We start from the raw sequence: 13,151 nt of genomic DNA on the forward strand, positions 1-13,151 counted from the left end.
GATCAGATGTTGTCCCAATAATCCGTTACTACCAGTTATAAGTACCTTCATAAAGCCATGTTCAATACGCTATTTCTAAAGATAAGAAAAAAAGCTTTTAGCTGTTCACCAAAATGCGGGGGCATTCTGATGAGCAGCTAAAAGCTGATCCTTTACAAACTTTACTTGTGCATACCCAGGTTATACATGGTAAATGCCCAGATATCCGCCGCTTCATCGATCATTTTGGAAGTAGGCTTGCCAGCGCCGTGACCTGCCTGTGTTTCAATACGAATGAGGGTTGGGTTGGGACCGGCATTATCAGCCTGCAGGGTGGCCGCAAACTTAAAGGAGTGTGCCGGCACTACACGGTCGTCGTGATCCGCAGTAGTGATCAGCGTTGCCGGGTAAGCAGTACCGGGTTTCAGGTTATGCAGCGGTGAGTATTTCACCAGGTATTTAAATTGTTCTGCATTATCGCTGCTGCCGTATTCCACCGCCCAGGCCCAGCCGATAGTGAATTTCTGGAAACGCAACATGTCCATTACGCCTACCGCAGGCAATGCCACTTTAAACAGTTCGGGGCGTTGGGTCATGCAGGCGCCTACCAGTAAGCCGCCGTTAGAACCGCCGCGGATCGCTATTTTGCCGGGATTGGTATATTTTGCCTTTACCAGGTATTCAGCTGCGCCGATAAAGTCGTTGAAAACATTCTGTTTTTTCTCCAGCATACCTGCTTTGTGCCAGGCCTCGCCGTATTCGCTGCCGCCTCTCAATGACACCACTGCGTATATGCCTCCCTGTTCCATAAAGTAAAGATTGGAAACGCTGAAAGAAGGCGTTACTGCAATATTGAATCCACCGTAGCCGTAGAGCAGCACCGGGTTGTTGCCGTTCAGCCGGATACCTTTTTTGTAAGACAGGAATACCGGTACGCTTTCCCCGTCGGCGCTTTTGAAAAATACCTGTTTGGTTTCGTACTGTGCAGGATTGAATTTTACTTCTGCCTTATTATATAAGGTAGAAACACCGGTAGCTATATCATATTTATATACTTCCGGCGGGGTGATGAAGGACGTATAAGTGTAAAAGAATTGTTTGTCTTCTTTTTTACCGCCGAAGCCGCCGGCTGTTCCGAGGCCAGGCAGTTTCACTTCGTGTTCCTGTTTACCTTTATAGTCATACTGGTATACCCTGGTAGAAGCGTCTTTCAGATAGGAAAGGAATAATTTGCCGCCTGCGAGTCCCACGCCCTGGAGCGCTTCTTTCTTTTCGGGCACAATTACCTTCCAGTTGGCTTCAGCAGGATTAGCGGGATCAATCAGCACAATTTTATAATTAGGTGCATTATGATTGGTGCGCACCAGTAATTTATCGCCATCATTATCTATTACTTCCGGCTCGTTGGCGAAGCCTTTTACCAGCAGGCTGAATTGTTTTTGTGCAGGATTTTGCAGGTCGCGGAACCAGAGCTCCCGGCCGGAAGTGCCTTCTGTAGTGGCGAGGATAAGAAAGCGTTCATCTTCCGTTACCTCTACCCCGGCATTGCGCAGCGGGTGTTCTTTATCTACATAAACCAGTTCATCTTTTTCCTGCGGATCGCCGAGGCGGTGGTAATATACTTTCTGAAATTCGTTCTTTTTGGATAGTTTGCTTTGTTCATCGGGTTTATCGTACCGGCTGTAGTAGAAGCCGTTCCCTTTCCACGACAAGCCGCTGAATTTCACCCACTCCAGCTTATCAGCCAGGGGCTTACCGGTTTCCACATCCATTACAAAACCTTCCTGCCAGTCGGATCCTGCTTTGGAAAGCAGGTAGGCAAAATATTTTCCGTCTTTGGAGAACGACATGGAACCCAATGCAGTAGTACCTGCTGCGGAAAGTTTGTTGGGGTCCAGGAAAACTTCCGGTGTACCGTCCAAAGTGGCTGCGCGGTAAAGTATGGACTGGTTCTGCAGGCCATCATTTTTAAAGAAGTAATAGTATTTCCCGTGTTTGGCGGGTGCGCCGTTTTTGGGATAATTCCATAATTCTTCCAGTCTTTTCCGGATTTCTGTGCGGAAAGGGATATTGGAAAGATAATTTTCGGTCACCTTATTCTGGGCGTCCACCCATGCTTTTGTTTCTGTGCTGTGGTCATCTTCCAGCCAGCGGTAAGGGTCTGCTATGGAGGTACCGTGATAATTATCAATGGTATCCACTTTCTTTGATTCGGGATAAGTTACCGTTTGTTGCTGCGCCATTGCCTGTCCGGCGATTAAACTTACGCTCATAAAGATCCACCGTTTATTATTTTTTTTTAACATGCGTAATATTTTTTGAAATTTTTATCTACTTTGTTTGATGGAAATTAAAAATTTAGGTTATTTCATCAGATAACAGTTAGAAAACAATTGCAAAATGTTATTTTTGTGCGCCTTTAAGATATTTTTTTAGCAATTTATATGAAAAAACTGAACAACATTGCAGTCCTTACATCGGGGGGAGATGCCCCTGGCATGAACGCCGCCGTTCGTGCCGTTGTAAGAACGGGCATTTATCATCAGCTGAATGTGTATGGCATTATGTACGGCTATAGGGGAATGTTGAAGAATGAGATCTTCCCGATGGAGTCAAAGTCCGTTGCCAACATTATTCAGCGCGGAGGCACCATATTGAAGACCGCCCGGTGCAAAGAGTTCTATGAATATGAAGGGCGAAAAATGGCTTACGAAAATCTGAAGAAACACAACATTGACGGGCTGGTAGTAATTGGTGGAGACGGCTCGTTCAATGGTGCGCAAAAGTTCAGCCAGGAATTTGATATTCCATGTATAGGCTTGCCTGGTACTATTGACAAGGACATTGCAGGAACCGATTCTACGATTGGATTTGATACAGCTGTGAATACGGCGGTAGAAGCTATCGACAAGATCAGGGATACTGCCGATGCGCATGACCGTTTGTTTGTAATTGAGGTAATGGGGCGCGATGCCGGTTACATTGCATTACACAGCGGTATTTCCACCGGTGCGGAGCACATTCTGCTGCCTGAGCGCAAAACCGAAGTAAATGACATTATTGAAGAACTGCAGGCGAATGAACGCCGCAGGAAACTGGTTAACCTCATTGTAGTGGCCGAAGGCGATGAAACCGGCGGTGCTACAGAAGTTGGTCGCATTATTAAAGAAAGGTGCCCGCAAATGGATACCCGGGTAAGTATCCTGGGACATATTCAGCGTGGCGGCGCTCCCACCTGCACAGATCGTATTCTGGCCAGCCGCCTGGGCTATGCAGCCGTAGATGCCCTTCTCGAAGGCATCCATAATGTAATGATCGGCGTTGTTAACGACAAGATCCATTACACTCCTCTTGATAAAGCTGTAAAAGCCAAACAGGAAATTGACCCCGAATGGTTTAAGATTGTTAAAATTCTTGCGAGTTAAAAAATTAGACTTATGAGTACAAAGGATCTTTCGAAATACTATCACAAGCAGATGGATAACGCTGCGGGTAGAGAACACTCTTCGCACAAAACAAAAATCGTGGCTACTGTAGGCCCCGCGTGCGACACCTATGAAGGCCTGCTGACACTGGTTAAAGCCGGTGTTAACGTTTTCCGCCTCAACTTTTCACATGGCTCGCACGAAGATAAACTGCGGATTATTGAATATATCCGCCAGATCAATAAAACAGAGCCTTACACAGTAGCCATCCTGGCCGATTTACAGGGACCAAAGCTGCGTGTGGGCGAAATCGAGAACAATGCACTCCCGCTGAAGAAAGGTGATCTTCTCACCTTTGTAAATGAAAAGCTGGTGGGCAATATGGAAAAAATATACGTTTCCTACCCTGACCTGTATAAAGATCTTAAGGTTGGCCAGAAAATTCTGCTGGACGATGGTAAAATCGAAACCGTTGTAAAAGAAATCACTGCCAACGGTGAAATCAAAGCGGAAGTTTCCCTGCCGGGTGTGTTGTCCTCTAAAAAAGGCTTTAACCTTCCGGACACAAAAATCTCCCTCCCTGCGCTTACAGAAAAAGACATCATCGACCTGGAATTTATTATTGACCAGGAATGTGACTGGGTGGCCCTCTCCTTCGTAAGAAGCGTGAAAGACCTCACCGAGCTGCGTAAACGCCTGGAAACACGTAATTCTAAAATGAAGGTGATCTCTAAAATTGAGAAACCTGAAGCAATACAGAACCTGAAAGAAATTATCTGGGAAAGCGACGGCGTAATGATTGCCCGTGGCGACCTCGGTGTAGAACTGCCTGTAGAGCAGATCCCGATGATCCAGAAAGACATCATCCGCAAATGTATCCACCGTGCAAAACCCGTTATTGTGGCTACACAAATGATGGAAAGCATGATGGACCGCACCCGTCCTAACCGCAGTGAAATCACCGACGTGGCAAATGCCGTACTGGAAGGCGCCGATGCAGTAATGCTGAGTGGTGAAACCGCTACCGGTATGTTCCCGGAACTGGTGATCCAAACCATGAACAAAATTATCCAGGAAGTGGAAAAAGAAGCGATCATTTACAACCGTAACCTGATCCCTCACCGCCACTCTCCTACCTTCCTCAGCGATGCGCTGTGCTACAACGCATGTAAAATTGCGGAAGACCTGGATGCTGATGCCCTCATTGGTATGACACAAAGCGGTTACACCGGCTTTATGCTGAGCAGCTACCGCCCACGCAGCCCGCTCTATATCTTCACTAAAGAAAAGTCGCTGGTAAACCAGCTGAGCCTGAGCTGGGGCGTACGCGCATTCTACTACGAAGAAGAGGAAAGCCTGGATGATATCGTATTTGACCAGATCAATATCCTGAAAGAAAGAGGATTCATCAAATCAGGAGACGTAGCCGTTAATACCGGTAGCACCCCTGTTAAACAACATCTTCCAACAAATATGCTGAAAATCACGAAAGTGGATTAATAAGCTATAAGGATTTAGCAAAGCAGCGGAGAGGGATATTTCCTTTTCCGCTGTTTTTTTTGCCGAATAATATATACAGACTTGTCTGTTTTGTTAATTTATCTTAACATTGTACTATGAAAGAACAAGGTGCAAAGGAAAGAATATTACAAACAGCCAGCGAATTGTTTTACCAGCAAGGCTACCAGGCCACTGGTATTAACCAGATCATCGAGGAAGCCGGGATTGCCAAGGCCAGTCTTTACCAGCACTTCCCTTCCAAAGACGCATTGCTGACAGAATACCTGCTGCGAACCCGTGTAAATAATCACACGGAACGGATGGCATACATTGATCAGCTGGCTCCCGGCAGGGAAAAGCTGATGGGGCTGTTCGAATTTCGCCGCCGGCATATGGAAAAAAGCAATTTCAGGGGCTGTGCCTTTATACGCATTGCCTACGAACTGCCCGGGTTGAATGATGATGCGCTGATTCAGGTAAAAACACATACACTAACGCTGAAAACGTTTATTGCGGAACAGCTGCAGCTTATAAAGCAGCCATATCCTGCTGCCGACCTGGAGGAAATGACCGATATGCTGCTGAATCTATATGAAGGCGCAGGGCTTCAGGGTTACATCCAACGCTCCGTAAAGCCCATGGAAGACACGAAAAAAGTAGTGGGGAAGTTGCTGGAAACGCTGTAAGTAAGAGAGTAACAGAATGTTGGAAGATTGATGAAAATACTATATCGCCAATGCTAGTTAGAACAGGCGATAATGTATATATAAACGTGGATTCACTGAAGTAAAATGGTTGCCGTAAAACATTTGTAATCACAACATAACAATAAACAGCAAACCGCCTGCAAGGCCGGAGCCGTGAAAAACAGTTGCTTGCAAACATATACGCAACATAATAACAAACTGCAGGCGTCTGCATAAACACCGGCAAACACCGGATCCGCTAACATTTACCGGCAAGCATATACACAACATAACAACAAAAAGCAGGCATCTATATAAACACCGGATTCGCTGAAGTAAAACAGCTATCTGCAAAAGCATAGCATCTCATAACACCACATCTATTCAATTTCCTTTTAAATAAAACAAAAACACAACACAATCATCTCTCATAAAAATTTTACCTTCATGAAAACAGACCAGTCTGTATATATCAAGCCAAACACTATAAACCCCTGGGTATCACTGGCAGTGATCCTCCTGGCGCCGCTCATTACCGTGATCGATGTATTTATTGTGAATATCAGCACCCCTGCCATTAAAAGCTACTTCCACAGTTCCGATGCCGCACTGGAGCTGGTAATTGCCAGCTACCTGCTCGGCTATTCGGTATTCCTCATTACCGGCAGCCGGACCGGCGATTACCTGGGCAAAAAGAAGGTGTTCATAGCCGGATTGGCAGCATTCACCGTTACATCAGCGATGTGTGGCTTCGCCATGTCTATGGAAATGCTGATCATTTCAAGACTGCTGCAGGGAGTGGCGGCTGCTTTCACCGTACCGCAAACCATTACACTGATACAACTGAGCTTCCAGTCGCCAGCCGACCGCGACAAAGCCTATGGCCTTTATGGCATGGCACTCGGCATCGGCGCTACACTCGGGCAATTTCTCGGCGGCTACTTCATCACTTCGCATCTCATCACAGACAGCTGGCGGCTTATTTTCCTGGTAAACCTGCCATTTGGTATAGTAGCCATGCTGCTGGCGGGGTTCTTTGTGCAGGAATCCGGGCAAAACAAAAGCACCCGCTTTGATATCCCCGGCATCATATTGCTCACCTTAGCATTGTCTTTCCTGATATATCCTGTTATACAGGGCGCCGAACTCGGCTGGCCGGCCTGGACCATTGCCATGCTGGCAACCGCATTGCTTTTATTAGGCGTGTTTGTATTGTACCAGCACTGGCTGGGAAAACAACAACGCGATCCGCTGGTTCCCCTGGAACTGTTCCGTATCAGGAGTTTCAACACGGGCATCATCAGTGTGTTATTTTTCTTTGGGGTAAATACCGCTTATATTTTTGTAGTAGCCATCTACTTTCAGAACGGGTTTCACATGTCGCCTTTCACGGCAGGGAATTATTTCGTAATGCAAACTATTCCGTTCCTGCTTGCCTCTTTATGGTCTATTAAAAACGCAGCCAGGTTTGGTATCCGCCTGTTGCAGGCGGCCTGTATACTGATGATCCTTGCTTTTACTTTACAACTGATCTTATTCCGGGGAGATATATTAACACCATGGGCCATTCTTCCCTGCCTGATCATTTACGGCAGTGGCTCAGGCTTGCTGATGCCTTCATTGCTGAAAGTAGCCATGTGGGATATGCCGCCCGCTAAGGCCGGCGCTGCCAGCGGCGTGTATTCAACGGTACAACAGTTTGCCTCCGCATTGGGCGTAAGTATGCTGGGAGGCGTTTTTCTTTACCTGGCACGTCACTCCGGCAATTTTTACCTGGCGTATAAAACCGCGCTGTTTTGTATGATGGGTTACCTGCTTATAGTAATGATCGTATTAAACAGGATTAAGCGGTAACTGCAGGTTTAGCTTTTTTATAAGTACTCAGGTAGATGATCAGCGCGATGAGGATCAAGGCTATACCCGCCACACATACACCATTCCATTGTGCAAAAGACCAAACCCACAACCCGATACCGGAACCCAGCGATGTACCAATAAAACTGGTGGTCATAAATACGGTGTTCAAACGGTTCCTTGCTTCCGGCAACAAGGTATAGATACGGGTTTGATTGGATACATGGATCCCCTGCAAACCTAGATCAATAGCAATGATGCCAATGATGATACCGATAATGTTGGTTTTGAAAATATAAAAAAGAAAATAACCGAATAACAAAAAGATGATCCCATAACCAATAGCGATACGCGGATTCTTCTTATCTGCAATACGTCCTACCAGCGGGGCGCCCAAAGCACCTGCCGCTGCCGCCAGTCCCATTAAACCTATTTGTTCGCTGGTGTATTTAAAAGGTGCATCGGACAGCAGGAAAACCACGGTTGTCCAGAACATGCCAAACATCGCAAAGCAACAGGCATTAATAGCAGATGCCTCCCTTAACACCGGCTGCTCTTTCACCAGTGTAAGCAACGATTTCATCAGGTGGCCGTAACTACCCTGGAAATTAGGCTTGCTGGACGGGAAGGAAGTGATCATAATCACCGCCAGCAACGCACTGATAGCAGCAGCGATCCAGAACATGGCGCGCCAGCCGAAATGATGTCCTACTACACCGCTCAGTGTGCGCGATAATAAGATGCCCACCAGTAAGCCGCTCATAATGGTGCCTATCACTTTACCACGACTTGCAGGATCGGAAAGATTAGCCGCCAATGGCAATATCAGCTGCGGCACTACAGATGTAAAACCGATCATCAGCCCTGTAACTTTCAGCATCGTAATATTCACCGACTTCGCAGCAGCCACCAGCGCTACTACCGCGGCAAGCGTCATTATCACGATCTGCCGCTTACGCTCCAGTTTATCGCCCAGTGGCACACAAAATAACAACCCCAGCGCATATCCCACCTGCGTGAAAAATGTTACCTGCCCCGCGTTACTTTCGCTTACCTTAAATTCCTCACTCATCAATACCAGCAAAGGCTGGCTGTAATAAATATTGGCAACGATCAACCCTGTACACAGGGCCATTATCATAATATTCCACCTGCTAAGCGCCATAAAATTGTACTGTTTTTCAAGAGATGCAAAGATAGCCTTTTAGCTTTTAGGACGCGCTTTTACAGGAAAACGGTAAATTTGTGTGACTATTCACTAACAGCTAAATGCTAACCGCTAAAAGCTACAGGTATGTTTACAAGCATCAATCCGTTTACACAGGAAACCATTGCTGTATATACAGCACATACACCGGAAGAAACAGAACAAAAATTACAACTGGGTCATAAAGCTTACCTGGAATTATTACAGGTTCCCCTGGAACAACGCCGGCAGTGGATGATGCAGGTGGCGCAATCCATGAAAGACCATGCAGACGAACACGCAGCGCTGATTACACGGGAAATGGGTAAAACGCTGAAAGAAGCGCGGGCAGAAGTATTGAAATGCGCCACATCTGCCGAATATTATGCAGAAAACATCGTGGAAATGCTGCAGCACAAACCTATCCAATCCGACGCCTATAAAAGCTACGTATCATACGAACCCAAAGGAATTATCCTGGCTATTATGCCATGGAACTTTCCCTACTGGCAGGTATTCCGTTTTGCCATCCCCAATATACTTGCCGGCAATACCGGCATCCTGAAACATGCCAGCAATGTGAGCGGTTGCGCCCTGGCCATTGAGAAAATATTTGCGGAAAGTAATTTTCCTGCCGGTACTTTTCAATCGCTGCTGGTATCTTCCAAAGACATAGAACCGATCATTGCGGATCCCCGCGTACAGGGCGTTACGCTTACCGGCAGCACGCCTGCAGGAAAAAGTGTAGCAGCGCTTGCAGGAAAATATATTAAGAAAACGGTGCTGGAACTGGGCGGCAGCGATCCTTTTATTGTATTGAAAGACGCCGACCTGGAAACTGCCGCCAAAACAGCGGTACAGGGCAGGATGCAGAATGCAGGGCAATCGTGCATTGCCGCCAAACGCTGGATTGTAGAAAAAGAAATTGTGCCGGCATTTACGGCGGAAGTAAAACGTATTTTGCAGGATCTTAAACAGGGAGATCCCACGCAGGAAAGTACGCAGATGGGTCCCATGGCGCGCCCTGACCTGGCGGAAGAACTGGCCAAACAACTGCAGGACTCCATTAACCAGGGCGCTAAGCTGGAGTTGGGCGGCACGCATGAAGGCTGTAACTTTGCACCTACCCTGCTTACAGGGGTAACCAACAAAATGACTGCTTTCAAAGAAGAAACCTTTGGTCCGCTGGCCGTAATCATAGAAGCTGCCGATGAAGCAGCTGCCATTGCACTGGCCAATGAAACCCAGTTCGGCCTGGGCGCCGCACTGTGGACCAGCGATCTTGACAAAGCCGCGCAACTGGCCACGCAAATAGAGAGCGGGAATGTATTTATTAATGCAATGGTTCGCTCGGATGCACGCTTACCGTTTGGCGGCGTGAAACAATCCGGCTACGGACGCGAACTATCACTGGAAGGCACACACGAATTTCTGAATGTAAAGACCGTATATATACAACAATAAAGGCACTGGAATGACCACCTCTCTGAAACGCGACCGCTATACTCCCTATATCAGCTTTTCCCGTAAGGAATGGGCAGAAAGAAGCGGCGATGCCATGCTGCAACTGCAGGACTACGACCTGGAAGCGCTGCACGGTATGAACGAACCACTCACACAGGAAGAAATAACACAGGTATATCTTCCGCTGGCACACCTGCTTAATCTGTATGTAACCGCATCGCAGCAATTGCATACCGCCACCAGCAATTTTCTCAGCAGCCAGGTACATAAAGTACCTTACATCATTGGCATTGCCGGAAGTGTGGCGGTTGGAAAAAGTACCACCGCCAGGGTGCTGCAGAAATTACTACAGGCATGGCCCAATCATCCGCGGGTAGACCTGGTAACAACAGACGGTTTTCTTTATCCCAATAAAATACTGGAAGCCAATAATATCATGAACCGGAAAGGTTTCCCGGAAAGTTATGATATCAAAAGGCTGATCCATTTTCTGGCGGATGTAAAATCGGGTAAAGAAAAAGTAGCGGCGCCACTGTATTCCCATCTCGAATATGATATCCTGCCCGGGCAGTTACAATGGATAGAGCAACCCGATATCGTGATCGTGGAAGGCGTGAATGTATTACAGGTTCGTCATCGCCAGCAACAGAAAGATCCTGCTGTATTCGTATCCGATTTCTTCGACTTCAGTATTTATGTGGATGCCGCAGAAAAAGATATCCGCAAATGGTACATTGCACGCTTTGAAACCCTGCGCAAAACAGCGTTTCAGAGCCCTGAATCTTTCTTCCACCGCTATGCGCATCTTTCTGATACAGCTACTATTGAACTGGCCACACAGATCTGGGAAGATATCAACAAGCCTAACCTGGAACAAAATATTGCACCTACCCGTTACCGCGCCAGCCTGATACTGGAAAAAGGGCATCATCATTTTGTTCAATCCATCCAATTGAGGAAAACCTGATGCAAGGTATTGCAATGATCCGGCAACAGCTGCAGGCACTGCTGAAGGCCCCCCTGCTTCACTGGGAACAGTTTGAAGCCATCCTGCAGCCGGTCGTTTTTCCAGCAGGCGAACACCTGTCGGAAGCCGGTAAAACTGCCAATGCCATTTATTTTATTGAAGAAGGCATTGTACGTGTATACACCATCCACAATGGTAAAGAGATCAGCATGGACTTTGCTTTTCCCGGCAACTTTACCACTGCATATGCCTCTTTCACTACCCGGCAACCTGCCGTGGTAAATTTACAGGCCGTTACACCGGTAAAAGGGTATGCATGTTACTATACTGATTTGCAGCAATTGTATCATACCTCCCATCAATCAGAGCGGATAGGCCGCCTGATAGCGGAACAGCAATATCTTCGGAAATACAACCGCGAGCTGTCGTTCCTGCAATACACGGCACAGGAAAGGTATACGCAGTTACTGGAAGAACACCCGGAAGTGGTGCAGCATATCCCTATTAAACAAATTGCTTCCTACCTGGGTATTGAACCGGAAAGCCTGAGCAGGATCAGGAAAAAGAGAAATACCTGATCATCTTCATTAACTAACATTTGTTAGTTTTATTTTTCCGGAAGATACAGACATTTGAATCCTAAAAAATATACAAATGGCTTTCTTTTCCGGCTTATGCAGCATTGCCCTCCTGTTACTGGCCATAGGTTACCTTTTCCAGGTACCTGTTTTACAACAACTTCCTGCAGATGCGCGTATATCCGCTGCCGTTATGTTCATCCTGATAGGGTTTACGCACCTGCTGAAACCACGCAAGCTCAGTTACATGATTGAAGGAATGATCCCGTGGCCTGTATTTGCAGTATTATTTACCGGTGTGCTGGAAGTATTGCTGGGCGCCGGTTTGCTGGTTCCTTCCACACAATATTATGCGGGATGGGGTTTAATGATACTCCTGGTAGCTATGTTTCCCGCCAATATCCGTGTGGCGGTACTGAACCTGCCCGCGCCCGGTGGTTTGCCTTCCAAACCCTGGTATATATGGAGCCGCTTATTATTTCAACCTGTGTATATTTTATGGATATGGTGGGCCATCAATTAATCAATAACTTTATGCCATGTTATAAAAAAATAACCATGCGCATACATTATTTACGCAATGCCACATTGCTCATAGAATGGAATAATAAGAACATACTGGTTGATCCTATGCTTGGCGTTAAAGACAGCCTGGATCCCGTTCCAAATGCAGCCAACAGCATCCGGAACCCAATGACCGAACTTCCCCTCGATGATGTTGCTTTAAAGAATTTATTATCATCCCTGGATGCTATACTTGTAACCCACCGGCACCGCGATCACTGGGATGTTACCGCACAGGCCATCCTTCCTAAAAGTATCCCGTTATTCTGCCAGCCGGAAGACGAAAGCGCTATCAGGGAACAGGCATTTACGCAGGTGATCCCTGTTGTTAACAATATTACCTGGGAAGGGATAAGCATCACCCGCACAGGCGGACAACATGGTACAGGAGAAATCGGGAAAATGATGGCGCCGGTGTCGGGCTTTGTGCTGAAGGAAGGCAACAGTACGTTGTATATAGCCGGCGATACTATCTGGTGTGAAGACGTAGTGACGGCACTGGATACATTCCATCCTGATTATGTAGTGGTAAACGCAGGCGCTGCACAGTTCCTGCAGGGAGATCCCATTACCATGACTGCGGACGATGTGATTAAAACCATCCGTCATCCGTCGCAACCTAAAGTAATAGCAGTGCATATGGACGCTATCAATCACTGTTATCTCAGCAAGGAAGCACTGAGAGCGGCTGTGGCTGCTGAACAGCTAACTGCCATTATCCCTGAGCAGGGAGAATGGATCCAACTGGTTTAGAGAATGCTACCCAAAAAAAGGGGCTGTTACCTTACGGTAACAGCCCTTTCTGCATAATGTAAGGAGTTATTATACCCACTCATTAACATGTTTTGCATTACCCATGCTAATTTCACGGGCTGAAATGGTAAAGGAAATCACCATCGGGTTTTTGTTTTCATAGTCAAAAGACTCTTCAAACTTAACCAGGTAGCC

12 protein-coding genes are annotated in these 13,151 nt (G+C 46.8%); 9 read left to right on the forward strand and 3 right to left on the reverse strand.

The genetic code is table 11. The annotated features are described in order from the left end of the window. Positions 1 to 161 precede the first annotated feature (161 nt). Positions 162 to 2,252 carry a prolyl oligopeptidase family serine peptidase gene (locus VN105_RS04080; RefSeq protein ID WP_325638194.1) on the reverse strand — a complete coding sequence of 697 codons (2,091 nt, stop codon included), beginning with the start codon at positions 2,250 to 2,252 and terminating at the stop codon, positions 162 to 164. 171 nt (positions 2,253 to 2,423) lie between these two features. Here VN105_RS04080 and pfkA point away from each other — a divergent pair, with 171 nt between their 5' ends. The 4 genes from pfkA (at position 2,424) to VN105_RS04100 (ending at position 7,444) form a co-directional block, all read left to right on the forward strand. After that, positions 2,424 to 3,404 carry a 6-phosphofructokinase gene (gene pfkA / locus VN105_RS04085; RefSeq protein WP_142683182.1) on the forward strand — a complete coding sequence of 327 codons (981 nt, stop codon included), beginning with the start codon at positions 2,424 to 2,426 and terminating at the stop codon, positions 3,402 to 3,404. 12 nt (positions 3,405 to 3,416) lie between these two features. After that, a complete protein-coding gene (pyk, locus tag VN105_RS04090) occupies positions 3,417 to 4,904 on the forward strand; it encodes a pyruvate kinase (RefSeq protein WP_325638196.1) in 1,488 nt (495 codons plus the stop codon). A gap of 116 nt (positions 4,905 to 5,020) precedes the next feature. Continuing rightward, positions 5,021 to 5,590 carry a helix-turn-helix domain-containing protein gene (locus tag VN105_RS04095; protein ID WP_325638198.1) on the forward strand — a complete coding sequence of 190 codons (570 nt, stop codon included), beginning with the start codon at positions 5,021 to 5,023 and terminating at the stop codon, positions 5,588 to 5,590. Between the two features lie 447 nt (positions 5,591 to 6,037). Beyond that, positions 6,038 to 7,444, forward strand: coding sequence for an MFS transporter (locus VN105_RS04100; protein ID WP_325638200.1), 1,407 nt, complete (start codon positions 6,038 to 6,040; stop codon positions 7,442 to 7,444). Here the strand turns inward: VN105_RS04100 and VN105_RS04105 are convergent. Further along, positions 7,434 to 8,579: an MFS transporter gene (locus VN105_RS04105; protein ID WP_325638202.1), complete on the reverse strand. Its 1,146-nt coding sequence runs from the start codon at positions 8,577 to 8,579 to the stop codon at positions 7,434 to 7,436. The genes VN105_RS04100 and VN105_RS04105 overlap by 11 nt on opposite strands. A gap of 159 nt (positions 8,580 to 8,738) precedes the next feature. Between VN105_RS04105 and VN105_RS04110 the strand changes: the two genes are divergently transcribed. From VN105_RS04110 to VN105_RS04130, 5 genes are all read left to right on the forward strand, one after another. Continuing rightward, on the forward strand, positions 8,739 to 10,094 hold the full coding sequence (locus tag VN105_RS04110) for an NAD-dependent succinate-semialdehyde dehydrogenase (protein ID WP_325638204.1): 1,356 nt from the start codon (positions 8,739 to 8,741) through the stop codon (positions 10,092 to 10,094). A 10-nt stretch (positions 10,095 to 10,104) separates the two neighbouring features. Beyond that, positions 10,105 to 11,061, forward strand: coding sequence for a type I pantothenate kinase (gene coaA, locus VN105_RS04115; RefSeq protein ID WP_325638206.1), 957 nt, complete (start codon positions 10,105 to 10,107; stop codon positions 11,059 to 11,061). After that, entirely contained in the window at positions 11,061 to 11,639 is a 579-nt protein-coding gene (locus VN105_RS04120; protein WP_325638208.1) for a Crp/Fnr family transcriptional regulator, read from the forward strand. The genes coaA and VN105_RS04120 overlap by 1 nt, the downstream gene beginning before the upstream one ends. Positions 11,640 to 11,715: 76 nt before the next feature. Beyond that, the gene (locus tag VN105_RS04125) at positions 11,716 to 12,162 is read left to right on the forward strand and encodes a hypothetical protein (RefSeq protein ID WP_325638210.1); all 447 of its coding nucleotides are present in this window, start codon (positions 11,716 to 11,718) and stop codon (positions 12,160 to 12,162) included. Positions 12,163 to 12,197: 35 nt separating this feature from the next. After that, positions 12,198 to 12,956 (forward strand): MBL fold metallo-hydrolase, encoded by a 759-nt coding sequence (locus VN105_RS04130; RefSeq protein ID WP_325638212.1) that lies wholly within the window; start codon positions 12,198 to 12,200, stop codon positions 12,954 to 12,956. A 69-nt stretch (positions 12,957 to 13,025) separates the two neighbouring features. On the opposite strand, the gene tssD is transcribed toward VN105_RS04130, so the two are convergent. Then, positions 13,026 to 13,145 (reverse strand): type VI secretion system tube protein TssD, encoded by a 120-nt coding sequence (tssD, locus tag VN105_RS04135; protein ID WP_325638214.1) that lies wholly within the window; start codon positions 13,143 to 13,145, stop codon positions 13,026 to 13,028. Between the last annotated feature and the right edge of the window lie 6 nt (positions 13,146 to 13,151).

The organism is Chitinophaga sp. (assembly GCF_035564935.1).
Classification (GTDB): Bacteria; Bacteroidota; Bacteroidia; order Chitinophagales; family Chitinophagaceae; genus Chitinophaga.